Here is a 24,086-nt window from a genome sequence, read left to right as displayed (position 1 = left end):
GTCGGGTCACTCCCCGGGCGGGCGGCCCGGTGCCCCCGTCTTCACGGGTCGATGAGGCCGCGGAGCACCGGCACGACGAGGCGCAGAATGTCCTCGGTGTCCGCCGCAGCCAGGTCCGGCATCCGCAGTAGATAACGTTGGCTGGCGATGCCCATCATCATCGCGCTGCACAACGCGGCCCGCAGTCGGGCGTCGGGGCTGCCGACCATGGCGGCCACCGGCTCGACGCCCTGCTCAGTGATGTGGCCGCGCAGGATTTCGGCGGCCTCTTCGCTGGTCATGCTGGCGCGCAGCAGTACGGCCATGGGGCTGTCCGGATCCGCGGCCCAGGCCCCGAGCATGCCTCGCACGAGGTTCTCGACGGTCTGGGCGGGGTGGTCAGTGGTCAGATCGGCGATCGGGATGTCCCAGCGGACGGCCTCTCGGAACAGCCCGTCCTTGCTGCCGAAGTACTGGATGACCGAGGACTTGTCGACCTCGGCCTCAGCTGCAATGCCCCGGATCGTGGCGCGCTCGTAGCCGACTTCGGCGAACTTGCGCCGGGCCGCCTCAAGAATACGCCGCCGGGTGCGCTCGCCCTTGCGCGGGCAGTCGGCCTTGGTTTCGTGCTTCCTGGGCCGGCCCCGGCCGGACGTCGTCGACTGCGGCACTTCCTCATTGACATCGGCGGCCACGCTCCGGCCCCTTTCCTCACTCGCTCGATCCGATGCTACGGCGAGGAGGTACCGCCACGAGCCGTCAGGCCTGCCCGCCGACGATCCTGAGCGCCGAGCGCGTCGTGACGGGCTCGTACTCCGGGGCAACATCGGCCAGCACGCTCAGGGCCGTACGCGCCAGATGACCGGCGACCACCTTGGCTGCCTCGGCCTCGTCGTTCGCCTTCAGGGCTGCCAGCAGCGCCTTGTGCTCCTTGTGCGCCCGCGTCCGGGACCCCGGTACGCCCAGCTGGGCAAGACGGATATAGCGCTCGCTGTGCTCAGCGTGCGAGGAGAGCGTGCGCCGCAACTGTGCCCCGACGGCCTGGGTGGCCACGCTGTGGAACTCGCGGTGCGCGGCGTACCACTCGTCCGGCTTCTCCTCGTCGACGAGAGCCTTCATGCGCTCCAGCAGCTCGCCCATGCGGTCTAGGCCCTCGCCGGTGAGCGTCTTCGCCGTCGTCGTCACGGCCAGTACCTCCAGCATGATGCGGGCCCCGTACACACCGTCCAGCTCCTCGGGGTCCACCGCACGCACCCGAGCCCGCTGGTCGGGCCGGGCATCGATGAGACCCTCCTCCTGGAGGAGCCTGAACGCCTCACGCATCGGAGTGCGGCTGACACCCAGTTTGCGAGCCATCTCCGCCTGGAGCAGCGCCGAGCCCGGAGGCAGCTCGCCGCTGAGGATCATCGCCCGCAGCCGGCCGTGTACGTCGAGAGCCATCCGACGCCCGCCCGTGACACCCTCGGGACTCGCAGCGGGTGCAGGGGCACCGTCAACCACGCTCACGGCCCCGCCCGGTTCCCGTTTTTCCGACGATTCGTGCGTATTCCTGCTCACGCCGGGAGTCTACCCAAGAGGTGTATCCAATATGGATGCACGGAAGTCCGGGCTCGGGCGATGCCCCGCTGACAGGGCATCGCCCGAGCCAGGGCGGCCTAGGACTGTATCCACCTTCCGATGCGCCGAAAGCCTAGGCGAAGAGCGGAGCGAGGCCCTTGATGGTGCCGAAGAAACCACCTACCCCGGCCTCCATCTCCTCGGGGCCGGTCATCGGCTCATTGTTCCCGAAGCGCATGCGTCCCTGCGGGGTGAACAGCCGACTGAAGCCGGCTGCGTCTACCAGCGCGAACACCTTGGCGGCGAACTCTGTCTGCATCGCAGGCTCCCTCAGGCCGTAATTCCGGTGGTGGCGCCGGTAATCCGGCCCCGTACGGCCTCGAGCGTCGTCCGCACCGCGTCGAGGTAGTCGGCCTCCATGCGTGTGGCGAGCTCCTTCTCCTCGGCGCTGCCCGCCTCCACTGCGTCCAAGACGATACGAAAGGAGAAGGTAAGGGTCAGCTCACCGGTGTCGCCGAGGCTGATTTCGTTGTCAATCGTGCCCTTGGCCGTACCGTGTGTCCGCACGAAGTGGACACGCTGCTTGGGGTAGAACGTGACGACCTCGCGCACCGACTGCCCGGCATGTACGACCTCGCGCACCAGGCCGCCGTCGAACCGCTCGGTCACGGAGCACTTGCTCATGCTGGCGACATACGCCAGCGGATTCTCGGCCTTGTCCACCAGGCCCGCCCAGATGTCGTCCACCTGGAGCGCCGGCTCCGTGCCGTCGTTCACGGAAAGAGTGCGGCTCACTTCGATCACGGTGTCCCTCCACGGAATTGAACTCCGCCGGCCGATTCGGCGTCACATCACCGAGGGGCGTCCGCCCAAAGTGCGCACATTCTAGGTTCCTCGGTAAAGATGAAAGCAGATGTATCCCGATATCTTCCCCAAGAAGCCGGAGCTCAAATGCATGCAGTTATTCACTCCCCGAGAATTTTCGTCACCTTCAGGTAGGGGACAGCCTCCTCGGCGCGCACCTGCTCCAGCGTGCGCCCGAGGAGCAGATGCGCGTAGGCGTCACCCGGGTCGCGCTCCAACAGTTGGCGGAGTTCGGACTCGGCGCGGCCAACGGCCGCCGAGTGTAGGCGCGGGCGAGCAACAACCGAGAGCCGTTCTGTTAAGGGTGATCCGCAACGAGGCCACTCAGGATGCGGGCGGCGGCGATGTAGCCACGGGCACCGAAGAGCAGCTTCGCCCGTTCCCAGTCCTCGGCGGCCGACGGTGCCGCGCCATCTGCACTCCCTTCCATGCCCCTCCTTTTCGTCCTTCTTGTCGGCCAGGCCGGGAAGAGTCAACGCCCTACCCGACCTAACCGCATGCCACCACCTACGGTGCGGGCACGACGTACGGAATCAGCGATCCATAGAACGGAATCGCATGATCTGCGAACAGCTCCGCGAGCTCTTGGCCACCCTCCTCGCGCCAGTCGCGCTGGAGCTCGGCGGCAACGGCAACCGTGTTGCTGAGTGTTACCCCGACCTGTTCCATCCGCGCGGCGGCGGCCTTGGTGGCTAGCTGGTTCCACGTGCCGGAGGCGTCCAGGACGGCGTGCACCTTGTAGCCGGCGGCCACGACTGAAATGGCTGCGAAGGAGACGCACACGTCAGTGCTGATGTCCGCAACGATCAGCTGGTCGCGGCCGGTCGCCTGGGGCTGGCTATCGGCGTCCGTGCCCTGGACGCGCGCCGGTGAATTGACGGGTGACATGCGTGTACTCCCGATGTTCCGGCGGCATGGCCGCCGACTTCGTGTGAGTGCCAATCACCGGACGAGCAGGGCAGGCGGCGGCGCGGCCGCCTGCATCGCAAGTCGCGCTCTGTGTGAAGCGCTGTTGATGGCGGCTCCTCGCGACCCACGCATCAGCCGAGCCTGTCGCCTGCCCTGCCCGCGGATCAGGAATGGGGCGGCGATCCTTCGTAGGCGGCACGCAGAATGCAGTCCACGTCATCAGCCGTGACGGACCGGGGATTCGCGTACGGAGCGGTGACGACCTGACGCCGGACCTCGACCAGCCCGTGCTCAGGCATGCCGATCTCGGCGATCGAGGCTGGCGCGCCCAGGTCGCGCGCCAGCTGCCAGAGTGCTGCTCCCGGGTTCTCGGGTGCCTTGAGGACCCGTCCCATGGCCGCTGCCATGGCTGGTGCCGCGGGGGCATTGAATGAGAGGACGTACGGAAGTATCACCGAGTGGACCTCGGCATGCGGGAGGTCGAACGAGCCTCCCAGCACATGACAGAGCTTGTGATGCAACGACATGGTGGTCGCCCCCAGCACCGTGCCACAAAGCCATGCACCGTAGAGCGCCGCAGCACGGGCGGACGGCACGTCCGCCCCTGCGACGAGACTGGGTAGGGCTTCCGTCAGAGCGCGTGCTCCCTCCTCGGCCATCAACGAGGTGATGGGGGAGGCATCGGGTGCGTACAGGCCCTCAACCGCATGGGCGAGGGCGTTGAGCCCGCTTGTCACTGCGAGTCCGGCCGGCAGCGTCGAGGTGAGTTCGGGGTCGTAGATCACGGTGCGGGGCAGTACCGCGCGGTCACGGCCGGTCCGCTTGACGCCGTCCTCTGTCAGTCCCCATATAGGCGTCATCTCCGATCCTGCGTAGGTCGTGGGTACGGCGACGACGGGGAGTCCATGCCGCAGGGCCAGTCCCTTGCCCAGGCCGATGGTTGAACCACCGCCGACCGCTACGTATGTATCAGCGCCGGCCTCGCGGGCGGCGGTGCTCGCCGCCGTCACCGTGGCGACCGGTACGTGCATGCGCGCGTCGGCGAAGATTCCGGCCGTTCGCTTTCCCAGGCCTTGGGCCACGGCCAGCGCCGTCTCATGCTGTCCGGGGGTGCACAGGACCAAAGCCCGGCGCACCCCGAGCCGGTCGAGTTCCTCAGCCACCTGTGCCGAGCGCCCGGCTCCGAAGACCACCCGCCCAGGCAGGGCCTCGTAGGAAAACTCTTGCCAGGTCATGACATCGGCTCCGCTTCCAGAGTCAGATGAAAAGCTGCCCGTCTGAACGGAGACACGACCCCGTACCGGCGGGCCAGATCCATGTCTGCGACGTCGGAGAAGGGGGTCACGAGGCTCTTTTTGACAGCGAACACGGCATCGGATTCGAGGTACGGGCTGTCCTCGACGAACAGGTGGGTTGTCAGGGTCCGGTGCCCCGGCGCGGAGGCGATCACATGGATGTGCGCGGGGCGGTAGGGATGGCGCCCGGTCGCCCGAAGCAAGGCCCCCACCGGGCCGTCTGTCGGGATGGGGTAGTGGCTCGGTACGACGGTGCGGAACCAGAAGCGGCCCTCCCCGTCCGTGCGGAAGAGTCCCCGCCCGTTGCCCGGTGGCTGGATCTCCGGCTGCTGGACGTCGTAGAAGCCGTCCTCCGTGCACTGCCAGATGTCGACCGTTGCGCCCGGCAGCGGCGTACCGGAGGGAGTCGTGACCTGCCCGGTGACCACGCAGGGTGCGCCCTTACGCAGCAGGTTGATGTTGTCGCCCAGTTGCCGTTCTGGCGAGTCCCCGACGTGGAAGGGGCCCAGGACGGTGCTTTCCGTGCCGTCCTGCTGTCCATTGATCGTCTCGACCAGCATGGAGATGCCCAGGACGTCGGAGAGCAGGATGAATTCCTGACGTTCGTCATCACACATCTGTCCCGTGCGGGTGAGGAAATCGATCAGGGCCTCCCACTCGGGCAGGGTGAGACGGACTTCCCGCATGTAGTCGTGCAGGTGGGGGATCAGGCGCTGAAGGAGCTCGCGCAGTCGTGCATCCGGCGTGGCGGTGAAACTGTCGACAACCGCGGCGGTTGCGGTGTGCTCGGTGAAATCCATCGTCGAGTCCCTACAGCTTGAGGAGGCGCTCGGCGTTGCCGTGGGCGATCGCCTTGCGCTCGTCCTGGCTGATCGGCGCGGCTGCGAGGAAATCGGTGGCCATGGCCACGTCCTCGAACGGGTAGTCGGTGCCGAACAGCACGTGGTCGACGCCGAGCGCGGAGATGGCGCACTGCAGCGGGGGAGCGGAGCACACTCCGCTGGTGGTGATGTAGAGGTTGTGCCGCAGATACGCCGAGGGGTTTTCGCGGGCCAGTTCGATGCCGTGGTGGTTGTGGAAGTTCCACCGTGAGTCGAGCCGCCACAGCGCATAGGGCAGTCCCTCGCCCATGTGGCCGAGCAGCAGCTTTGCTTCGGGGAAGTCGTCGAAGACGCCGCCGAAGATGAGACGAAGGGCGTGCGAAGCGGTGTCGGTTCCCCAACTCCACATCGGGCCGACCAGCTCAGGGTGGTCGGACAGCACGTGTGCCGAGTCGACTCCGTTGGCCGGGTGCAGGTAGAGCGGGACGTCGAGCCCCTGGGCGTACTCCCACACCACCCGCAGCTCGGGGTCGTCGAGGTAGCGGCCGTGGGTATGCGCATTGACCAGTGCCCCGCGCAGGCCCAACTGGTTCACCGACCGCTCGAGTTCCTTGGCCGCGGCCTGCGGGTCCTGGAGCGGCAGCGTGGCGAATCCCGCGAAGCGGGTGGGATGGGCCGCGATTGTCTCGGCCAGCAGGTCATTCACCGCTGCCGCGCGTACGACGGCCACAGCCGAGTCGGGCTCGGCCTGGATGCCGGGCGAGTTCAGGGAGAGCACCTGTACATCCAGGCCCGCAGCGTCCATGACTTCGAGCCGTTCGCCGGTCAGGTCCAGCATTCGGCGTGACGCCTCCTGCCATACGTGTGGCTGGGCAATCGCCGCCGTCCCAGCGCCGTAGGCCGCGAGCTCGGGAGTGACGAAGTGTTCTTCGAGACCGATCGTCCGCATTTGAGTCCTCCCAATTATTCAGCACTATGCATTGACTTCACGAATAGTGAAACCTACCTTCCTGCTGTGTCAACGGTCGCGTCACAAGGGAGTGGCCGGATCTCAAGGAGTCGACATGAGTGCAATGAGCCGCGTAGCTGACAAGAGCACGGTGGAGGGATTCGACGTGGCCGTTGTCGGCTACGGACCTGTGGGGATGGTGACCGCTGCCCTGCTGGGACGGGCCGGCCACCGGGTGCTCGTGCTGGAGCGCTACGCCGACCTGTACAACCTGCCGCGAGCGGCCATCTTCGACGACGAGACGATGCGCACCTTCGCCTCACTCGGTATCGCGCAGGCCCTCCTGCCGAAGATCCGCGTGCAGCGCAACTACGAGTGGCGCAACGGCGCCGGGGACTTGCTCATCGAGCATGACTTCGCCGAGACGGGCCGCAGCGGCTGGGCTGAGTGGTACATGATGTATCAGCCGGAACTCGAAATTGCCCTCGCCGGCGTCTGCCGTGCGGCGTCACGTGTGGAAGTGCGGCATGCGAGTCCCGTGACGGCGATCGAGCAGTCGGCGGACCGCGTGACCCTGACAGTCCAAGGCCAGGACGGGCCGCAGACGGTCCGTGCGCGTTACGTCGTCGCGTGCGATGGGGGGAACAGCTTCGTCCGGCAGGCGCTCGGCGTGGATCAGGAGGACTATGGCTTCTCCGAGCCCTGGATGGTGTGCGACTTCCGGTTCCGGGACCAGGTCTCCGTACCACCCGCCCTGCAGGTCGGTGATCCTCGCCAGCCCACGTCGATCATCTCTTTGGGCCCCTCGCACCACCGCTTCAGCTTCATGCTCGACTCGGCCGACGTCTTCGAGACTGAGCGCGCCCCAGAGCGCGTGTGGGCCAGGGTGGCGAACTGGCTGGGCCGTGAGGACGCCGATCTCATCCGGGTCGCCACCTACACCTTCCGCTCCCTGGTGGCCGAGCACTGGCGCATCGGCCGCGTCCTCCTTGCCGGCGACGCCGCCCACCAAATGCCACCCTTCCTCGGCCAGGGCATGTGCTCAGGAATCAGGGACGCGCAGAACATCGCGTTCAAACTGAATCTCGTGCTGTCCGGCGCCATAGGGCCGGACATCCTGGACACCTACCAGCTCGAGCGGGAACCCCATGCCCGGGCCGTCATCGAAAAAGGCATCGAGCTCGGCCGCATGCAGACCATCCGGGACCCCGAGCTCGCCGCCGCACGAGACCGTGAACTGCTGGACCGGCGTGAATCGGCCCAGGTGCCGGAGAGCATCCACTTCCCTGGATTGCACGACGGCTTCCTGGCCAAGTCCTCCGGTCCCGGACGCGGCGAGTTGTCGGTGCAGGGGATCGTGGACGACGGTGCCCGGCGCGACCGGCTGGACCAAGTGGTCGGGACCGGATTCTGCTGCCTGATCCACCCCGAGCTCCTGAACGCCCTGCCCTCCTCCCTGCCGAGGAGTCTCGAGCACGCCGGTGTACGGGTGGTCACCTGGGGCGACCTGGCTGACCGGCCGGCTCCCGTTGCCGCCGTCAACGACACCGAGGGCACCTATGCCCGCTGGTTGGCAGAACTCAACAGCCGGGCGGTCGTGGTCCGCCCGGACTTCTATGTGTACGGAACAGCAGGCGATGCACCGGCCACCACTCAGCTCATTTCCGAACTCCTCGAAAACCTCGGAACACCTGCCGACTCCCTCAGCCACGACCAAACCGTCCTGGCTCCGGTCGGCGACTGACCGCTCTCCCCGCCCTCCGCTGCTCATCCTTCCTCGCCGCATCCCCCTCTCCCCAAGGCAGGAACCACCATGGAAACAAAAACCGCTCCACCAGCCGCGAGGGCCAGCCGACGCGTGCTCGCCCTGGCCGCCGTCTTCGTCGGCCTCGAGGGCTATGACCTCTCCTCCTACGGGACGACCATTCCCTCCCTGCTGAAGGACACCAGGATGGGCGCCGACAAGGCCTCGGCCGGCGCCGTCGGCTCGCTCCTTGCCGTCGGCATGCTCATCGGCGCCGCATTCGCGGCCGTCCTCATCCGCCGCGTCGGCAGCCAGCGACTGCTCCTCGGCAGTGCAGCCCTGTTCTCCTTCGGCACGCTCGGCTGCGCCGTAGCCAGTCCCTTCGTTGTCTTCGGCGGAGTCCGGCTCATCGTCGGCATCGGCCTTGGCATCGTCCTGCCGACAATGACCACCTACGTCGCCGACCTGCCGGCAGCCGAGCGGCGCAGTCGCAACGTCGGCATCATGATGGCCGGCTATGCCGTCGGTGCCCTGCTCGCCCCGCTGCTGGCAGCGGCGCTGCTGCCGGAAACATCCTGGCGGTGGATCTACGTCATCGGCTCAGTTCCCGCGGTCGTACTCCTGCCCCTGGCCGCGAGGCTCCTGCCGGAGAGCCCGGTGACTCCCACGCACGCCACTGGCGCGTCCAAGGAGGGACGAGCCGGGCTGCGGGCGCTGTTCGCGCCCGGAGTCGCGGTCGCAGGCGATGTTTGTCAGCGGCCTCGGGTTCATCGGCTCACAGGTTCTGACCAATGCCTTCATCGTCACGCGCTATCCCGATCACCTGCGGGGCCCCGCGATCGGACGGGCTCTGTCGGTGGAGCGGCTCGGCGCAATAGCCGGACCGAGCATGGGGGCGCGATCCTGTCCTCGTCGCTCGACGTGCGGTGGAACTTCTACCTGTTCGCCATCCCGGGCGTCGTCGGCGCAGTGCTGGCCGCCCTCGTCCCCCTGATCCGCCCGGCCCGGACCCCCGCTGCTGTCGCACAGCCCGGGCTGGCCGGGGTGGCCGAACCCTGTAGGTGACCGAAGGCGGTGACGTGCGTCCCCGTATACTTCCGGCCGTGAGCGGCAATGATCAGGAGGCGGCGGGAGAACGGGATACCTCTGCGGCTCGCCAGGGAATCCAGTCGGTGGAACTGGCCGTGAGGGTGCTTCAGGCGATCGAAGCAGGGCTGGGCCCGATGACCCTGACCCAGATCGCAGCGGCCGCCGACATGGGACCGAGCAAGGCCCACCGCTACCTGGTGAGCCTTGTCCGTGTCGGACTGGTCACACAGTCCCAGCGATCCGGACTCTACGACCTGGGACCGGCTATGCGGCGGTTGGGAATAGAGTCCCTGCGCCGGATGGATGAGGTCGGTCTGGCCTCCGAGCACCTGCCTGGTCTGCGCGACCGTACGTCGCATGCTGTCAATCTTGCAGTGTGGGGCGATCATGGCCCGGTGATCGTCCGCTGGGACTACGGAGCCTTTGCGCTGCCCATCACCGTTCGTATCGGTGCCACGATGCCGCTCTTGACCTCGTCGGTAGGACAGGTGTACCTCGCTCACCTCCCGGCCACGATCACGGAACCCGTGCTGGAGACCCAGCTTGCGGACCAGGACGCGAGTGCGCCCACGGAGCAGGAGATCGACCGGATCCGCGCGGAGGTCCTCGACGGCGGTGTCGCCATCACCAGTGGCGGTGTCATTCCGGGAGTCACCTCCGTGGCAGCCCCTGTCCGTGCTCCGGTTGAGTCCCTGCCACTTGCCGTCGCAGTGGCCCTCCCCGCCAGGCTCGCCGACGAGGCCACCCTCACCTCGGTGATCACCGAACTGCTCAACACCACTGCGGCCATCGAAGCAGACCTCGGCAGCGCCGATCTCCAGGTCGGTGCCACGAGCCGACGGCGCGGATACTGACAACGCCCAGCCCGCATTCCGCGTCAGTCCTGCCGCCGGACCCGCACCTGTACGACCATGCGCTGCTCGTCCGGGCTGATGAGGCTCCACGGAGTCATGACGGGGCTCTCCTCGGGCGGTGCGAAGACAGGGCAGGAGCGCCCCGGTGCACGCCACGGGGCGGTGAGCATGTGCGGGGCGCGACCGGCACTGAGCAGGCGCAGCTAGGCGCGGGGCGGCTGCGTGGGCTCGGTGTTGCTGCTGGTGGCGTCGCGGCGGTGCTGTTCGGCCAGGGCCCGGGCGCCGGGTTGCGTCGGGGAGGTCGCGCTCCGGCCGCAGGTGCAGGACGACGTGGTGGAGGCGTCGTAGACCTGACCGCCCTTCCGTTCGCGTCCCGCCGTGGTGTTTCCGGGGCGGTCGTAGGGGCGGCTCCATCCGGAGTGCTGGCCGGTGCGGGCCATGTGCTGGGTCTCGGGCGGGCACAGCAGGCGCAGGCCGGCGTCTGCCACGGCGGCCACCTTCCAGTGGTCCCACTGCGAGCCTTCCAGTTGCCCGGCCAGGACTGCATACGGTGACCCGAGCGAGGCGACGGCCGCGAACCGCTCATGAAGAGGGTCGTCGGCAGCCGCTTTACGGGTGCGAGGGGCATGGGTGGCCGGTACGCCTCATCCGCACTGGCTACCGCGGAATTTCTGTTCGGGACATGCCCAGCCTGCAGGTGGTTGCGCACGCGTAGTGCGCTCCTCGGGAGCCCAGGCTACGCCGAGGACATGACTCGTCGGACCCTTGCACCGCGGTGCCGCCGGGCCTGCGAGGCAGGGCCGGGCTCGCCGACGACTTCACCCCGCCCCGCGCGACGAGCGCCCTGCCGCACCCTCCAAAGCGCACGGCACCCGGGCCGATCAACGACAGCGAAGCACGTCTTGCCTACATGGCCGTCACCCGCACCCGCCGACGCCTCGACCTCGGCGGCCTGTTCTGGATCGACACAGGTACGGGGCCAGCACGCCCGCCCTCCGGAGTCAGCCGTACGGCGGTGATGCCTGCGCCGTGGTCAGTTGCGTCGCTATGGCCGTGAGACGTTCGGCCAGCGTGCCGGGCTCGGATCTCGTCATGGCGGTGAGGTTGATGGTTGCCGTCGCGTGACGGAGCGGTCTGAAACGGACGGCAGGGCGTGGCGCGGATGCCGCGGTGGGCACGATGGTGACGCCGAGCCCGCACTCGACCATGGCGATCTGCGAGGTCACCGACCGTGCCCAGTGGGCCGGGGCAGGGCTGAAGCTGGCGGTCCGGCACATGGTCGCCATGGCATCGTGGTAGTCCGGCGAGATGTGGCGGTGCAGCCATACCCATGGGTCGCCCGCGAGGTCGGCCAGGTCTAGCGGGCCGGTGGCATCGACGGCTGGGTGGTTGAGGGGCAGAGCCGCGACGAACCGGTCGGCGAAGAGCGAAGTAGCCGTGGTGCCGCGCACCGGAGCGGTCTGGCGCACGATCGCCCAGTCGAGCGAGCGGTCGAGGAGGCCTGCCGCGGCTTCGTGGGTGTCGATCTCCTGTGTGCGGATCTCGACGTCCGGCAGGGCCTCGTGGAACCGCTCCAGCACGAGCGGCAGGGGCCAGGAGAAGGCCGAGGCGACGGCGCCCAGGTTCAATCGCCCGCCGCGCCCGGTGGCGGCCTGCCGGGCGGCGGCTTCCTCGTTGAGCCATGGTCTTGGCCAACTCGAACGAGATACGAGACTTGCCGAAACCTGCTGCCGCAGTGCAAACGCAGATGGCTGGCCCGGGACCTGTGCACCACTCTGTGAGCCGGGCGAATTCGTCGCGGCGTCCCTCGAACGGGACGGTCATCGACGACGCCTCGAGCACCGACTCCACTGAGACGGTGTCATGCCGAGGAAAGGGAGGCTCCAGAAGCTCCGCCAGCTCGACCGGTTCTGGGGCGAAGGTCGCACCAGTCCTATTCTGGAAGGCACTCAGGAAAGCGTCCGATGTGCCCAATTGCTCGGTGCGCAGCGCGAACACGCGACCGGACTCGGACGTGTACCCCCTGACGATACCGATCAGGTAGTCCCCGACGAAGACGGGTGCGCCTGAAATTCCCGCCAGAGCCCTGTTGTTCCGCGGAAAATCACCGGCATCAACCAGCCGGACGAAATTGACCCGGACAGGGGGTTGATTTGCCCAGTCAATTGTTCGATCTCCGCCCGCCCGCTTCCCCGTTGAGCGTATGCCGGAAATCCTGTCAGGGTGTAATTAACTTGTTGAGATCCGACAAGTGTGCCCCATTTGACTATTTTGGAGAAGTTCCACTTCTCTTGCTCGAGTAGAGCAGCGTCCAACTCGTCATCCCGCCACACGACCCTGCATTTAACCCATTCGCCCGAGTCGGCTCTACGAAGCGCAACATCGGTGTCGGCAACTACCCTCAACACGTGCGCCGTTGTGAGAGCGAGTTTGCCGCCGATCAGATACCCCGTTCCCGCCGGCGCTCCCTGGGACCCGATCTCGACGAGCCTGCTCTTCTCCATAGCCATCGCCCAGGCATACCAGATCGTTAACGCGGTCGCACTGCTTTCCTATTGATGAGCAAGTCCGTAGGGTTGCTCGTGGTGCCTGGTGGTTGTGGGCTTTGAGGGTGCTCTGGTCTGGCTTCCCCTCTCCTGTCGCTGCTCCTGGCCCTGTTGTGGTGTGTGGGTGGCTGCGGAGGGTTCGGGGATGGTCGGGTCTGGGAGAGGGGCGCGCTTGGCCGGTCGGCCTCGCGTTGCCGGTGGCCGTCTGGCGGTGTGTTAAGCCCCGGAGGGGCGTAGGGGTGTGTGGGTGCCCACATCCTTCCTCCTTCCTCCTGACACTCCCTCAGTCTCAGCTTTTCCAGGCCCGGTTGGGCCCTGAGGACCCAACCAGGCTCATCGGCGCGATGCGGGAAGGCAAGGCACCACCCGAAGTACCCGCAGAAGAAGTGCCAACCGGGCAGGTTGTGGATCTCATGGCCGCTCTCCAGGAGTCGGTCGCCAAGGCCCGTGAAGCCCGCGGCAAGGACGTCACCGTGAACGAGATGCCGAAGAAGAGCACGGCTAAGGGCTCGCAGAGAATCAACGTGTTGCTTCCCGTGATGCGGCTCGTTGTTGTGATATAAGCGTCTCCGATGAGGTCCGTGGTCAACTCGCCGTGAAGTTTGGGGTGTTGTTCGCGCATCTGGACGAGCGGCAGCGTCCGTCGTGCAGCGGCTCGGGGGAGCACCGCTGCACGACGGGGCTTGAGGACAGGCGGACAGGACAGGTATCCGGCCCTCGGGCGGGGCTAGGCGGGCGGGCCGAGTTCCACGAGCAGCTCGTCGACGTCGAGGACGCGGAAGCTCTTGAGGCGCCGGACCATCTGCGAGGCGAGGAACGTGGGCAGGTTCGAGTGGCCGTAGGGCAGGGCGTGATCGGGCCGTGCAACGACTTCCACGCCCGAGGCGCCGATGCCGTAGAGGACGCCGCTCACGCCGTACAGCGGGGCACTGGGTGCGAGGAACACCATGGGCTGCTGCTCCATGTGCGGGCAGAGCGCTGCCACCGTGCGTACGTGCCGTGCGCACACCGGCGGCTGGTTCGTCAGGATCTCCGTCTGGGCGGGGTCCTCATCGTGGGGCCCTGCAAGGAAGATGAAGCCCAGCCGTGTGCGTGCGGGCCTTGTGCACACCTGGCACCGCAGGGCCTGCATTGTCATCATCTGGCGGTGCGGGTGCATGAATCCCCACTGGGGTTCCCCGGTCGGCATTCTGTGTTCATCGACCGGGTTCCATTCGCACCGTGCGTACAGAACCCCGCGCAGATCGCGGTCTCGAGGGTCCTCGTCCTGGTAGTACAGCCGGTACCGGCCGGGCGCATGCTCCAGAATGATCAAGTTGTCAGGGGCGGGATCCTCCCCTTCGCGCTGGACGACGTAGGGGGCCGTGGCCGATCCGGAGGCGGTTGGCAGGGGGCATTCCGCCGTCCTCAACGGCACGGGCGGACTGTATGGCAGTAGAGGACCCAGCATCAGGCCGTCTCCTTCAGGCATGTGACAGCGCCGAGGCGCTTGTTCGTTGGTGGACCCGGCCATGCGGCGTGCAGACCTCCGACGGTCTGACAGCGATTGCCTGTCATGGCTTGGGCGGGCACGTACGGACTTGCTCGATCGGCTCCAGGTCCGTCTGCCGCGAGGCAGTAGGCGCAGCCGATACGTAGGGGGCGACGCGGACCGGTCAGCCGTGATAGGCGGCGTGGTCAGTGATCTCCCGCTGGTACTTCCTGTGGAGCACCTCTCACCGTGTGTGTGGCCGGGCGGTGTATTGGAGGAGAGCATTTGGCGTCCGATGTTTGAGGGCACCGCTTGATTCCTCGCGATCTAGCACCTGTAGCCGAGATGTGCCGGTTAGATGTTCGGCAGCAGGGAGTTGGAGTGCATGCGATGGATGATCCGAGGGGAGAAGCCCTCGCCGCACGCGGAGTTCAGGAGATGGTGCTGAGGATGGCCCCGAGGAGCTCTTCGTGGGGGATGGGACCCGGCCGGAAGCGGTTGAGGAAGTCGCGCAGAGGGCTGGGTGGAACCAGTCGGTCGCTGCGGCACGGGCGATACCAGTACGGCCCCGGAGGTTCCGTCTGCGTGATGGGTGGCACGGCGAGTTCGTAGGGCCGGCCCAGGCAGGTTCCGTAGCGGTGCGGCTCCCAGTTGTCGCTGGTCCCTGGCGGCACAAGCCAGATGAGCCAGTTCCGTTCGGGGTCTTCGATCACCGGGCCGCAGGCGTCGGGTCGCTCGCCTCTGGTGTGCTGGACTTCGTCCATGAGGTCGACGACGGCGTAGGCCTCGGGGCCGGCAGCGGTGATGACAATGTCGAAGAAGCGGCCGCCCAGCGGTAGCTGGAGGATACGACCCTGCTGGAGAGCCATCAGGTTCCGCATGCGTGCGGCCAGGTCATGCATATCGGGGGCGACGTCGGCCTTCGCGATCCCTTGGCCGCGCACCGTGAACTCCACGTCGGCCGCAGGCCCCATCAGGCCTGTTGTCGCCACGCGCTGGGGAAGCGGTGTGCGCGTCACGACGACGCTGCCCAGGCTGTAGGAAGGACGGCCCGGACGGTCTTCCCGATGACATCGCCGGTCACGTCGTCCGCCTTTGTACTCCATGACAGGGTGCCCCGGTAGCGGCGCACCCACCACAGTTCCTTGGGCACCCCTGTGGGCTCGCTGGACTGGGTCGCGACCGCTTCGAAGCCCGGGAAGAGAGGCAGTGCGTCGTCGACCTCGATGAGCAGCTCTCCCGGAGGGAACACTGTCAACCGGAGTTCGACAAAGCCCTTGTCCGGGCCGAACGGGTCAGCGTGGCGGATTGCGTTGTCTACGAGCTTGTCGGCGACCTGGGCCGCTGCATCGACGCTTCCGAACCAGTGGGCCACGGTGAGTCGAGTACGTACCCGCAGTCGGGCGTTGGGGCCCGCATTCGGGCTTGCTGTGAGCCTGGTACCCCATGTGTACCGAGGCTCATCATCCTGTTGCGAGGCCAAGTGCGGCATGGTGCCTGGATAGGGCAGTTCCTCGCCCTGCTCATCCTGTTGAGGTAGGACGACCATCCCTGTACTCACCGGCTGCCCGTCACCTAAGAGCTCTTCGGGGGTGCCTTCGGAGAGAAGGGCCTTGTGCTTTGCTGTGGGGTTCACGGGGACTCCCTGGTTCCTGTGTCGACTCATTGCGCGGCATGGACGACGCGGGTGGTCGTGGGGGCTGCTTCAAGTTGGCGCTGCTCCAGCCCCCTTGCGAGGTGCAGTCGCCACTGGCGAGGCTGGACCGCATGTGCGACGGCTGGCGTCTGGTTGAGGTAGTTGTTTCGTGGGTCGTCTTTGGGTTCCTAGGCTCGTTTCGGCAGCGTCACAGCTCGTTGCGGTGCTCGACTTCGACCCAGATGACCGATGTTCCGTCCTTCTGGAGCCTGTGGCCGAAGTGGTCGGCGGTCTTGAGGAGAAAGGCGAGTAGTTCGAGCTGCGCCGTCTCGCTCAGGGATGTCGGTACCACCGCTTCCATGCGGACTCGTCGGTCACACTCGTCTGTGCTCGGTGCGGTCCCGAGCAGTGTGGTGAGCAAGGAGGCGATCTCGGTGGCCCTGGTGGTTGGCGAGCTCACGGATCTCCCCTGTGCGCTGATTATGCAACGAAGTTCTAATGCATTAGCTTGAACCTGATGCATTAGATTGTCAACCCCGGAAGGTCACCTATGGCCTTCTATGCGTCACCGACCAGTACGGAGTCCTCGCATGGGCCTTGACGTGCCGCCCCAACATGAGGTGGTCGCCAACGACCTGCGCCGCCGGCTCGACAACCAGGAATGGGCCGTCGGGGACCGACTGCCCTCACGCGCTCAGCTTGCTAAGCACTATGGAGTGGGCACCAATGTGCTGCAGAAGGCCCAAGAGCGCCTGATCGTCGAGGGGCGCTTGGAAGGACGTGCCGGATCCGGTACATACGTCTCCAAGCCCAGGGAACGACGCCGCATGATCCGAAGCCGGCACCGGGAGCACCGCGGCGGCAGCCCGTTCCGCGCCGACATGGCCGAACTCGGCCGCGCCGGCAGTTGGGAAGCACACTCCGAAGCCCGGGTGCCCGCACCCGACAACATCGCGCAGCGCCTGGGACTCGACCCCGGAGATCCGTGTGTTCGTACAGCGTACGAGTTCTTGTCGGACAGCCGACCCGCTCAGCTGTCAGTCAGCTGGGAACCGATGTCCATCACAGGAGGCTCACCCATCCTCCTGCCCGAGATGGGACCGCTTGCCGGCGCAGGCGTTGTCGAGCGCATGCGTTCGATCGGCGTCGATGTTTCTCACACCGTGGAAGTTCCCCGGCCCGCACGGGCGACCCAGGAGCAGGCCAATCTGCTCGGGATCAGTCTCGGAGACATGGTCCTGGTCATCGAGCGGACCTACTACGACGGACACGGCCGAGCAGTTGAAACGGCCGACATCGTCATTCCAGAAACCCTTTGGGAGGTCGCCTACGAGTTCGCCATCGAGCGAGCCGACCGTGAACAGACGACTTGATGGGTGCTGCCGGCCTGATACCTGCAGAGCCCCGAACGACACCGGCACCGCCTCTCCGCAGGCTCCCTGCGTAGAAGGACACCCTTGCTAGCGCTACGACCCAATTGGCGAAATGCCATGGACAGGACCGCGTGGGCATGAGGCAACTGGCGTGGGTCCATGCTCGCGTTGCCACACTCGTCAGACGGGTGAGTTCGTTCGTGGCGGGGCCACCCTCGAGGGTGTCGTCAGCACCCACCAGGTTGCCCAGGATGGTCCCTCTACGCGCTGTTTCTCGGATCCATCGACGTGGGCGGGGTGTTGGGGTCAGGCTGGCTGCATGGGTCGTGGGGATCTGACGAATGCGGAGTGGGATCGGCTGGAGTCGTTCCTGTCGGTCGACCCCGGACCACGAGACGCCGACCATGGTCACGAGACACGAAGCCTGTGGTCGGCCCGACTGCACGCCCAACCACGCCGCTGGCCCGCCTCACCGCCCGTTCGCCGGGCCCTCGGCCACTGAGCGCACGGGTATGGCAGACGGCTGTGCGGTGCCCACAGCGGTGGTGCGCAACAGTTGTGGTGTAGCCGACCACGAGCCCCGACCACAGGCGGTCACGTCCGCTGGAGTGGTGTATCGACGGCCACTAGGTGATCTCGTTTTGAGGCTATGCGGTGAGTTCGGTGGGCAGAGCGGTCTCGTCGATTTCTGACTCGATCGGGTGGAGGCGGGCCTTGGCCAGCAGGTCGAGTCCCATGTAGCGACGGGCCTCGGTCCACTCGTCGTTCTGCTCGGCCAGGACCGCGCCGACCAGGCGGATCAGGGCGGTGCGGTCGGGGAAGATGCCGACCACGTCGGTGCGACGCCGGATTTCCTTGTTCAGCCGCTCCTGCGGATTGTTCGACCAGATCTGCCGCCAGATCTCGCGCGGGAATGCGGTGAACGCCAGCAGCTCGTGCTGGGCAGCGTCCAAGTGGGCTGCGGCCTTGGGGAACTTGGCCTCCAGTGCGTCCAGAACGTGCCGCATCTGGGCCTTCACGGCGTCACTGTCGGGCTGTTCGAAGATGGTCCGCAGCAGCGTGGCCACCCAGGGCTGGGCCGACTTCGGAACCTGGCTCAGCAAATTTCGGGCGTAGTGGGTTCGACAGCGCTGCCAGGAAGAGCCGGGCAGGACCGCACCGATCGCGTTCACCAGGCCGGTGTGCGCGTCGGAGACGACCAACTGAACCCCGCTCAGGCCGCGGGCGATCAGGGAGCGCAGGAAGGCGAGCCAGCCGGCGCCGTCCTCGCAGGTGGCGACGTCGATGCCCAGGATCTCGCGATGTCCGTCGACGTTGACACCGACCGCGATCAGCGCGTGGACGTTGATGATCCGGCCGCCCTCGCGGACCTTCTGGGTCAGGGCATCGACCCAGACGAACGCGTAAGGGCCCTGGTCCAGGGGCCGGTTGCGGAATGCGGCGACTTGCTCGTCCAGGTGCTTGGCCATCGCACTGACCTGGGACTTCGACAATTGGGTGACGCCGAGGGACTCGGCGAGCTTCTCGACCCGGCGCGTGCTGACACCGAGCAGGTAGGCGGTGGCGACCACCGAAATCAGGGCCTGCTCGGCCCGCCGGCGCCGTTCGAGGAGCCAGTGCGGGAAGTAACTGCCCTGGCGCAGCTTGGGGATGGCCAGTTCGACCGTGCCGGCCCTGGTGTCCCACTCGCGCGGGCGGTAGCCGTTGCGGTGGTTGACGCGTTCGTCGCTGACCTGGCCGTATTCAGCGTTGCAGAGGGCGTCGGCCTCCGCGGACATGAGCGCGTCGGCGAAGGTTTTGACCATCGCGCGCAGCAGATCGGGACTCGCCGCGGCGAGGTTGTCTTCCGCGAGGGCATGCAGGGGCACACTGTCAGGTGCGGTCATCGTGCTGATCTCCTTCGAGGCTTCGACACTTCGAAGATCAGCCGGTGGCCGTTCATCTATGCGGGCATCAGCCAGAAGCCGGAGCAAACCCCCGGATCAGGTCGAACCCATACACCATCTCCATGGACGCAACCCCACAGGCGCCCGCCAAGCAGGTGGCTTCATCCTGACTGTGATTGGGCCCTCACATCCCGCTCAGCGCATTGTGATTCGCGGCGCGAGGGCCTCCGCAGACATTCGGCGGTCCACCGCAGCCATCAGGCTTGCGCTTTCGACCCCGCGCCATTGAGGAGATCGCCGATCAGCTGGGTGGTCTCCAGCTCAAGGTCAAAGTCCAGGGCCTGGGCGATTTGCTGGGTCCGGGCGATCACGGCGTGCAGGCCGGGCCGGTTCCCCGCTGCCTGCTCCACCATCATCAAGTCCCGGTAGAGCAGTTCGGCTGTCTCGTCGACGTCCAGCCCCAGGGCGATGACTTGCCGGGCGGCGCTGAGATCACGGTGTGGGCCCTGCCGGGTGCGGTGGCTGGCCACGGTGTGGGCGACGTCGACGATCCGGGTGACCATCTCCTGCCGAAACGGTTCGGCCCACGCGGGCGGCTGGGGGCCGAAGGGGCGGCCGCGGACCAAAGACAGTGCCTCCTCCAGTTCGGGCAGTGCGGACGGCCCTTGGGGGAGTGCGTGTTCGGCGAGCTGGACGAAGCGGGTCCAGTCGCAGCGTACGGTGTCGGCGAGCCGGTAGGGGTCGTCGCCGTGGCGGCGGCGCGGCACGTAGGGGTCGCCTTCCGGGTCGTTGCCCAACGCCCGGCGCAGGCCCTGGAGGCGGGCGTTGAGGGTAGCGGTCGACCAGGGGCGGACGGGGTCCATGTCGGTGCACAGGGCGTCGGCGGTGCGGCCGGGACGGAAGTACAGCAGGGAGGCCAACTGAGCGGTGCGGGGTCCGTGACCGTTGCTGCCAACCCCGTCCACTTCGACGGGCCCCAGCACCCGGATCTCCGGGCCGCCCTTGTCCTGCCGCAGCCTGCCTGTTCCGACGTTCTTCGCTGGAGCCGTGGTCTCGAGCACTGCCGCTGCGGTCGCAGTTGCCTCGTTCGAGTTCGTGCCGTCGTACTCGATGCTGCCGGGGCCGGCCGCCGGTATGACCGGCGTGGGCGGCAGGAGCGAGGCGGCAGGGTCGGCGGAGGCCTGCAGCAGAGCCGGGAACACGGCATCGACCGCGCCGGATCCGGTGCTGTCCGGACCGGACAGGGCTGGTGCGGGTGCCGTGCTGCCGCCACTGGTCGGTTCCTCCTGGGCGCGGGCGGCGGTCTGCTTCATCGCGAGGGGTTCGCCGGGCACGTTCCGCCAGGCTCCCTCCGCCGCGTGCGCGGGCTGCCCCGAGACGGCGAGCGCGGTGATGATCTGCTGGTAGGCGTGATGTTCCAGGCGCTGCACGGTGATGTCGACGCCGAGAGAGTCGAAGCGCTGCGGGGTCTGGGCGGAGACGGCGAGGATGTCTGCCTGGGGGAAGTGGTGGACCGCGGCGCCGGCCGGGGCGATCAGCGTTGCCGGGACGGGCAGGTCCGTGCCGAGGACGTCAGCGAACTGCCATGCCGTGTCGTCGTCCAGAGCCGTCGCGCAGAGCACCACATAGGGGTGGTGGGCGGTCTCCGGCATCTGGTGGACCTCCAGCAGCCGCTCGGTGAGGTCACGCAGTGCGTGCGCGGGCTGGCGCATGTGCGCGATCCGGGAGGTGGGCAGCAAATTGGGGAGGTCCTCGCCGAATCCGACGGCGATCACTTCGACGTCCTGCGCCCACGGGCTCATCCCGAGTTCGAGGGCGATAGACGTGCACACCTCGCTGATGTGCACGTCGGTGCCGTCCAGCAGCAGTGCGGGCAGCCGGGCCAGGTCGGCGAGGATGAGGTCGCCGGATTCGGTGCTGCCCATGGTGACCAGCGCAGGATGGGGTGACGGAATCGTGCGGGCTTCGTCCTGGTCCAGGAGGTCGGCGCCGTCGTCCAGCTGCCACCACCCGGCCGCCCCTGCCATGAACGGTTCCTGGGGCTCGGAAGCGAGGTCGTCGGGCAGCACGTGGACGGTGCGGGGATCGAGACGCGCGGCCCGCAGCAGGGGAACGTCCCGGCCGACCGACTCGGCAGCCCGGACCATCGTGCGCAGCGCGACGTCCAGGCGGGCGGCGCCGGAGGGTTCGGCGGCCGCCGCGAGCTGCGCCTCGGCGGAGGAGGGCTCGGTGATGGCGATCGTCTCGCCCGGCCCGCGGCGCCTGCGCTGCAGCGTCCTGCGCAGTGCGAGGGCTGCGGTGACGGCGGCGGCCAGCAGCGCGCCGGCCCCGAGCACGGTCCGCAGACTCAGCAGACCGCTGGCGGGCGCCGGCTCGGCGTCGGGCGAGGGCGTCGGTGTCTGGTCGGGAGTGGCATCGGCCGACGGTGAGCGCGGGGCCGTCGACTCGGGTGCAGGCGGGGCACTGTGGCCCGGTGTCGCGGGCGGCACGTCCGCGTCGTCCTGGGCGCCGGGACCGGTGGGCGTGTGCTCCTGCGGTGCGGGCGAGGCTGGCGGCGGTTTGCTGCCGGTGCCGTCCCCGTCGCCGTCCTGGTCCTGGTCCTTGTCCGGGCGGTCCGGGGTCGGAGGGGTCGGGTGCGGCCGGGCGCCGGGCACGGTGACCTGCTGGCCCGCGTAGATCAGGTCGGGGTCGGTGATGGCGGGCAGGCCGTCCGGCTGCGCCGTGCCCTTGCTGGCCTCGAACAGGGTGGGCCACGCCGTGCCGTCGCCGAGCTCATCCTCGGCGATCTTCGACAAGGAGTCACCGACGTGGACCGTGACAACCTCGTGCTTGGCGGTGACGGCGCTGCGGCTGTCGGTCTGCGTCCGCAGGCCTTCGTCCCCTGCATCCTCTGCATCGTCGGGCATGGCCAGCTTCCAGCCGGGCTGCAGGAAGCTGTTGGAGCGGAAGACGTGCCTGCCGCCCATGGTGCGTCCCTCGTTGAGGTCGGCGATCTCCCGCCACCGCTGCCCGTCGCCCAGCTCCCGCTCCGCGATGCTCCACAAGCTCTCCGCGGGCCGCGTCTCTCGCACCGTGTACGACGCACTCGATACCGGTACAGCAGAGGACGCGTGGGCGGAGTGCGAGGCCCGTGCGGCCTGCGATGCCTGTCCGGGGATGTGGCCGGCTGCGGCGGTGGTGGCGGCCTGCGCGTCGGAGGCCAGGGCGGATCCGGCGGGCAGCAGCACCAGGATGCTGCCGACCAGCAGGGCCGCGGCGCGCTGCGAGGTGCCCAGTCCGCGAGGGGCGTGCCATCGGCGGCCGCGCAGTTGCGCGGCCACTTCTCGCAGGGTGCAGAACGTGAACTGCGCCCACCCCGTCCAACCAACCGCGACCAGCACGAGCAAGAACACGCTCGCGGTGCCCTGCCGGTCAAGCAGGTGCGCCAGGTCGTCGTGGCTCGATGCCCAGATGACAGGGGTGGCCCAGGCCAGCACCAGCGGCAGCCCGCCGACCATGGCGGCCAGGACGAGCAAACTTGCCGCGGCCTTGAACAGCCGGCCCAACGTCGTGGCAGTGCGCATCAGGATCCTAATTCTTCGGGTGCGGTGACGCCGTGCAGGAGGGTGGCGGTGGCATGGCCGGTCACCGGCAGCGCCCCGATCCCGACGGCCGACAAAAACGTGGTGTCACTGGAGCCGTTCACGGTGACGCTGACCGTCTTGCCGTCGCCGGCGACGGTGACGGTGCCGGTGGCGCCGGCGGAGCGCAGGTAGGCCTGGGCGGCGGCGGCCGCGTCCTGGGGGTCGGTGACGATCGCCTTGCCCGTGACGGCTTTCGCGGGGTCGATGGCCTGCCCGCCGGCCCGGGCGGCCTCGCCCGCGAGGTAGTCGGCGCGTTCGGTGGCGGCCATCTTCGCTCCGCCGTCGACGGCCACACCGATGATGCCGATCAGCCCCAGTACACACACGGCGACGAACACCGTGACCCCACCCCGTTCGGCCCGTGCCTGCCCCGCCCTCCACCGGGTCATCAGGCCTCCCGCTGCCGGTACAGATCCACGACGGACGTTGCGGTGGATGTCAGGGTTCGGGCTCCGGGGGCGCCGGGCAGTAAGAGGTCGGACAGTTGGACGGTGCAGGTCACGGTCACCGTGACGGTGCCGACTTGGCCGACGGGAACGCTCAGGCCGCCGGTGTTGACGTGGACGCTGGTGGAGGCGCACGTGATGCCCTGGTCGGTGAGGGATTCGGCGGCCGCCGCCTGTGCAGCGTGCTGTGCGGCGGCTGCCGTGCGGTGGATGGAGGCTTCCCGGGCTGCGTCCTCGGCTGCCGCATCGATCTTGGCCTCGGAGGTGATGATCCGTCCGCCGGCGATGGCCAGGCACAAGAACATGATCAGTGACGGGAGGATGATGGCAGCCTCGATCGCGACACTGCCGTCGTCGCTCCGGCACCTGCGGTTCCATCGGGCCTTGCGCATGCGGTTCTTCACTCCCCTGGGACGGTCCAGCGTTCCACTGCTCCGGACGCGGACTGGGTGACCTGCAGCCCGGCGACGCCGGGGATCATCGACATGGCGGTCCCCGATACCTGCACCCGCACCCGCTGCCCGTCGCTGCCGGCGGCGACGGTGTAGCCGCTCAGGCTGTCTCCTGCCGTGCGGGCCAGGACGTCCCGTGCGCGGGCCGCTCCGTCGCCGGGGCCGGCCTGGTAGGCGCGGGCCGCGGCGGCGCCCTCGCGGGCTGCGGTCAGGGCGATCTGCCGGGCGTAGTACCACATGGACGCCTGGATGACGGCGATGGTGGCGAGCAGCACGAACGGGAAGACGATCGCCATCTGGATGGACGTGTCACCCCGGTCATCGCTGAAGCGCCGGCCCTGCCACCAGTCCCTCAGCTCGGGGCGCATTACAGGCCGGACAGCTTGCCGTTGTACTTGGCGATCACCACGGCGATGCTTCCGGCGATCAGGACGGCGCCGGTGACCGCGGCGACCCAGATGATGACGGTGGTGGTGGAGATGTCACCGCGGTCCGGCCGTCGCTTGACCTCATCCAGGCCGTCCTGCAGACGGCTCGTCAGCCAGTACATGGCACGGTAGGTGCGGGCGGCGGTGTTCCTCATGGTTACTCC

Annotated in this window: 26 protein-coding genes; 5 read left to right on the top strand and 21 right to left on the bottom strand. The window is 67.8% G+C overall.

The window, feature by feature from the left end; genetic code table 11:
- Positions 1 to 41: 41 nt before the first annotated feature.
- The 8 genes from ACSYGO_RS07180 to ACSYGO_RS07145 form a co-directional block, all read right to left on the bottom strand.
- Complete coding sequence (locus ACSYGO_RS07180; protein ID WP_460386185.1) at positions 42 to 674, bottom strand: TetR/AcrR family transcriptional regulator; 633 nt, start codon at positions 672 to 674, stop codon at positions 42 to 44.
- A gap of 64 nt (positions 675 to 738) precedes the next feature.
- Complete coding sequence (locus tag ACSYGO_RS07175) at positions 739 to 1,419, bottom strand: GntR family transcriptional regulator (protein ID WP_460386184.1); 681 nt, start codon at positions 1,417 to 1,419, stop codon at positions 739 to 741.
- Positions 1,420 to 1,669: 250 nt separating this feature from the next.
- A complete protein-coding gene (locus tag ACSYGO_RS07170; protein ID WP_460386183.1) occupies positions 1,670 to 1,855 on the bottom strand; it encodes a nuclear transport factor 2 family protein in 186 nt (61 codons plus the stop codon).
- A gap of 11 nt (positions 1,856 to 1,866) precedes the next feature.
- Positions 1,867 to 2,331, bottom strand: a complete 465-nt coding sequence (locus tag ACSYGO_RS07165; RefSeq protein ID WP_460386182.1) for an SRPBCC family protein — start codon at positions 2,329 to 2,331, stop codon at positions 1,867 to 1,869.
- 576 nt (positions 2,332 to 2,907) lie between these two features.
- Positions 2,908 to 3,288: an isochorismatase family protein gene (locus tag ACSYGO_RS07160; RefSeq protein ID WP_460386181.1), complete on the bottom strand. Its 381-nt coding sequence runs from the start codon at positions 3,286 to 3,288 to the stop codon at positions 2,908 to 2,910.
- Between the two features lie 185 nt (positions 3,289 to 3,473).
- Positions 3,474 to 4,544 (bottom strand): maleylacetate reductase, encoded by a 1,071-nt coding sequence (locus ACSYGO_RS07155; RefSeq protein ID WP_460386180.1) that lies wholly within the window; start codon positions 4,542 to 4,544, stop codon positions 3,474 to 3,476.
- The gene (locus ACSYGO_RS07150; protein WP_460386179.1) at positions 4,541 to 5,404 is read right to left on the bottom strand and encodes a dioxygenase family protein; all 864 of its coding nucleotides are present in this window, start codon (positions 5,402 to 5,404) and stop codon (positions 4,541 to 4,543) included. Before ACSYGO_RS07150 ends, ACSYGO_RS07155 begins: the two co-directional genes overlap by 4 nt.
- A 10-nt stretch (positions 5,405 to 5,414) precedes the next feature.
- Entirely contained in the window at positions 5,415 to 6,263 is an 849-nt protein-coding gene (locus ACSYGO_RS07145) for an amidohydrolase family protein (protein ID WP_460386178.1), read from the bottom strand.
- Between the two features lie 262 nt (positions 6,264 to 6,525).
- Here ACSYGO_RS07145 and ACSYGO_RS07140 point away from each other — a divergent pair, with 262 nt between their 5' ends.
- The 3 genes from ACSYGO_RS07140 (at position 6,526) to ACSYGO_RS07130 (ending at position 10,061) form a co-directional block, all read left to right on the top strand.
- Entirely contained in the window at positions 6,526 to 8,118 is a 1,593-nt protein-coding gene (locus ACSYGO_RS07140; protein ID WP_460386177.1) for a bifunctional 3-(3-hydroxy-phenyl)propionate/3-hydroxycinnamic acid hydroxylase, read from the top strand.
- Between the two features lie 69 nt (positions 8,119 to 8,187).
- Entirely contained in the window at positions 8,188 to 9,183 is a 996-nt protein-coding gene (locus tag ACSYGO_RS07135; protein ID WP_460386176.1) for an MFS transporter, read from the top strand.
- A 38-nt stretch (positions 9,184 to 9,221) separates the two neighbouring features.
- Complete coding sequence (locus ACSYGO_RS07130; RefSeq protein ID WP_460386175.1) at positions 9,222 to 10,061, top strand: IclR family transcriptional regulator; 840 nt, start codon at positions 9,222 to 9,224, stop codon at positions 10,059 to 10,061.
- A 203-nt stretch (positions 10,062 to 10,264) separates the two neighbouring features.
- Here the strand turns inward: ACSYGO_RS07130 and ACSYGO_RS07125 are convergent, their stop codons facing one another.
- From ACSYGO_RS07125 to ACSYGO_RS07115, 3 genes are all read right to left on the bottom strand, one after another.
- Positions 10,265 to 10,549, bottom strand: coding sequence for a hypothetical protein (locus ACSYGO_RS07125; RefSeq protein ID WP_460386174.1), 285 nt, complete (start codon positions 10,547 to 10,549; stop codon positions 10,265 to 10,267).
- 513 nt (positions 10,550 to 11,062) lie between these two features.
- Positions 11,063 to 11,797: a LysR family substrate-binding domain-containing protein gene (locus ACSYGO_RS07120; RefSeq protein WP_460389678.1), complete on the bottom strand. Its 735-nt coding sequence runs from the start codon at positions 11,795 to 11,797 to the stop codon at positions 11,063 to 11,065.
- Positions 11,798 to 12,097: 300 nt separating this feature from the next.
- Positions 12,098 to 12,571: a serine protease family protein gene (locus ACSYGO_RS07115; RefSeq protein WP_460386173.1), complete on the bottom strand. Its 474-nt coding sequence runs from the start codon at positions 12,569 to 12,571 to the stop codon at positions 12,098 to 12,100.
- 380 nt (positions 12,572 to 12,951) lie between these two features.
- Here ACSYGO_RS07115 and ACSYGO_RS07110 point away from each other — a divergent pair, with 380 nt between their 5' ends.
- Positions 12,952 to 13,170 carry a hypothetical protein gene (locus ACSYGO_RS07110; protein WP_460386172.1) on the top strand — a complete coding sequence of 73 codons (219 nt, stop codon included), beginning with the start codon at positions 12,952 to 12,954 and terminating at the stop codon, positions 13,168 to 13,170.
- A 164-nt stretch (positions 13,171 to 13,334) separates the two neighbouring features.
- On the opposite strand, the gene ACSYGO_RS07105 is transcribed toward ACSYGO_RS07110, so the two are convergent.
- The 4 genes from ACSYGO_RS07105 to ACSYGO_RS07090 form a co-directional block, all read right to left on the bottom strand.
- Positions 13,335 to 13,592 (bottom strand): hypothetical protein, encoded by a 258-nt coding sequence (locus ACSYGO_RS07105; RefSeq protein ID WP_460386171.1) that lies wholly within the window; start codon positions 13,590 to 13,592, stop codon positions 13,335 to 13,337.
- A 917-nt stretch (positions 13,593 to 14,509) separates the two neighbouring features.
- Positions 14,510 to 15,097, bottom strand: coding sequence for a hypothetical protein (locus ACSYGO_RS07100; RefSeq protein ID WP_460386170.1), 588 nt, complete (start codon positions 15,095 to 15,097; stop codon positions 14,510 to 14,512).
- Positions 15,094 to 15,714, bottom strand: coding sequence for a hypothetical protein (locus ACSYGO_RS07095; protein ID WP_460386169.1), 621 nt, complete (start codon positions 15,712 to 15,714; stop codon positions 15,094 to 15,096). The genes ACSYGO_RS07100 and ACSYGO_RS07095 overlap by 4 nt, the downstream gene beginning before the upstream one ends.
- A gap of 208 nt (positions 15,715 to 15,922) precedes the next feature.
- Positions 15,923 to 16,075 carry a hypothetical protein gene (locus ACSYGO_RS07090; RefSeq protein ID WP_460386168.1) on the bottom strand — a complete coding sequence of 51 codons (153 nt, stop codon included), beginning with the start codon at positions 16,073 to 16,075 and terminating at the stop codon, positions 15,923 to 15,925.
- A gap of 229 nt (positions 16,076 to 16,304) precedes the next feature.
- Between ACSYGO_RS07090 and ACSYGO_RS07085 the strand changes: the two genes are divergently transcribed.
- Complete coding sequence (locus ACSYGO_RS07085) at positions 16,305 to 17,087, top strand: GntR family transcriptional regulator (RefSeq protein ID WP_460386167.1); 783 nt, start codon at positions 16,305 to 16,307, stop codon at positions 17,085 to 17,087.
- A gap of 647 nt (positions 17,088 to 17,734) precedes the next feature.
- On the opposite strand, the gene ACSYGO_RS07080 is transcribed toward ACSYGO_RS07085, so the two are convergent.
- The 6 genes from ACSYGO_RS07080 to ACSYGO_RS07055 form a co-directional block, all read right to left on the bottom strand.
- The gene (locus ACSYGO_RS07080) at positions 17,735 to 18,973 is read right to left on the bottom strand and encodes an IS256 family transposase (protein ID WP_460386166.1); all 1,239 of its coding nucleotides are present in this window, start codon (positions 18,971 to 18,973) and stop codon (positions 17,735 to 17,737) included.
- Positions 18,974 to 19,230: 257 nt separating this feature from the next.
- Positions 19,231 to 22,536, bottom strand: coding sequence for a LysM peptidoglycan-binding domain-containing protein (locus tag ACSYGO_RS07075; protein WP_460386165.1), 3,306 nt, complete (start codon positions 22,534 to 22,536; stop codon positions 19,231 to 19,233).
- Positions 22,536 to 22,985, bottom strand: coding sequence for a pilus assembly protein TadG-related protein (locus ACSYGO_RS07070; RefSeq protein ID WP_460386164.1), 450 nt, complete (start codon positions 22,983 to 22,985; stop codon positions 22,536 to 22,538). Before ACSYGO_RS07070 ends, ACSYGO_RS07075 begins: the two co-directional genes overlap by 1 nt.
- Complete coding sequence (locus ACSYGO_RS07065) at positions 22,985 to 23,434, bottom strand: TadE/TadG family type IV pilus assembly protein (RefSeq protein WP_460386163.1); 450 nt, start codon at positions 23,432 to 23,434, stop codon at positions 22,985 to 22,987. The genes ACSYGO_RS07070 and ACSYGO_RS07065 overlap by 1 nt, the downstream gene beginning before the upstream one ends.
- Positions 23,435 to 23,442: 8 nt before the next feature.
- Positions 23,443 to 23,862 carry a TadE family protein gene (locus tag ACSYGO_RS07060; RefSeq protein WP_460386162.1) on the bottom strand — a complete coding sequence of 140 codons (420 nt, stop codon included), beginning with the start codon at positions 23,860 to 23,862 and terminating at the stop codon, positions 23,443 to 23,445.
- Positions 23,862 to 24,077, bottom strand: coding sequence for a hypothetical protein (locus ACSYGO_RS07055; RefSeq protein ID WP_460386161.1), 216 nt, complete (start codon positions 24,075 to 24,077; stop codon positions 23,862 to 23,864). Before ACSYGO_RS07055 ends, ACSYGO_RS07060 begins: the two co-directional genes overlap by 1 nt.
- Positions 24,078 to 24,086 lie beyond the last annotated feature (9 nt).

The sequence above is a fragment of the Streptomyces krungchingensis genome, from assembly GCF_054729265.1.
Note: the sequence above shows the minus strand (reverse complement) of the source record. Positions and strands in the feature narration are given on the sequence as shown.

Coding starts and splice junctions, on each gene's coding strand:
- ACSYGO_RS07175 (WP_460386184.1), bottom strand. CDS start 1,419: ATGGCTCTCGACGTACACGGCCGGCTGCGGGCGATGATCCTCAGCGGC.
- ACSYGO_RS07170 (WP_460386183.1), bottom strand. CDS start 1,855: ATGCAGACAGAGTTCGCCGCCAAGGTGTTCGCGCTGGTAGACGCAGCC.
- ACSYGO_RS07160 (WP_460386181.1), bottom strand. CDS start 3,288: ATGTCACCCGTCAATTCACCGGCGCGCGTCCAGGGCACGGACGCCGAT.
- ACSYGO_RS07155 (WP_460386180.1), bottom strand. CDS start 4,544: ATGACCTGGCAAGAGTTTTCCTACGAGGCCCTGCCTGGGCGGGTGGTC.
- ACSYGO_RS07150 (WP_460386179.1), bottom strand. CDS start 5,404: ATGGATTTCACCGAGCACACCGCAACCGCCGCGGTTGTCGACAGTTTC.
- ACSYGO_RS07145 (WP_460386178.1), bottom strand. CDS start 6,263: ATGCTGGACCTGACCGGCGAACGGCTCGAAGTCATGGACGCTGCGGGC.
- ACSYGO_RS07135 (WP_460386176.1), top strand. CDS start 8,188: ATGGAAACAAAAACCGCTCCACCAGCCGCGAGGGCCAGCCGACGCGTG.
- ACSYGO_RS07115 (WP_460386173.1), bottom strand. CDS start 12,571: ATGGCTATGGAGAAGAGCAGGCTCGTCGAGATCGGGTCCCAGGGAGCG.
- ACSYGO_RS07110 (WP_460386172.1), top strand. CDS start 12,952: ATGCGGGAAGGCAAGGCACCACCCGAAGTACCCGCAGAAGAAGTGCCA.
- ACSYGO_RS07090 (WP_460386168.1), bottom strand. CDS start 16,075: ATGGAAGCGGTGGTACCGACATCCCTGAGCGAGACGGCGCAGCTCGAA.
- ACSYGO_RS07085 (WP_460386167.1), top strand. CDS start 16,305: ATGGGCCTTGACGTGCCGCCCCAACATGAGGTGGTCGCCAACGACCTG.
- ACSYGO_RS07080 (WP_460386166.1), bottom strand. CDS start 18,973: ATGACCGCACCTGACAGTGTGCCCCTGCATGCCCTCGCGGAAGACAAC.
- ACSYGO_RS07075 (WP_460386165.1), bottom strand. CDS start 22,536: ATGCGCACTGCCACGACGTTGGGCCGGCTGTTCAAGGCCGCGGCAAGT.
- ACSYGO_RS07070 (WP_460386164.1), bottom strand. CDS start 22,985: ATGACCCGGTGGAGGGCGGGGCAGGCACGGGCCGAACGGGGTGGGGTC.
- ACSYGO_RS07065 (WP_460386163.1), bottom strand. CDS start 23,434: ATGCGCAAGGCCCGATGGAACCGCAGGTGCCGGAGCGACGACGGCAGT.
- ACSYGO_RS07060 (WP_460386162.1), bottom strand. CDS start 23,862: ATGCGCCCCGAGCTGAGGGACTGGTGGCAGGGCCGGCGCTTCAGCGAT.
- ACSYGO_RS07055 (WP_460386161.1), bottom strand. CDS start 24,077: ATGAGGAACACCGCCGCCCGCACCTACCGTGCCATGTACTGGCTGACG.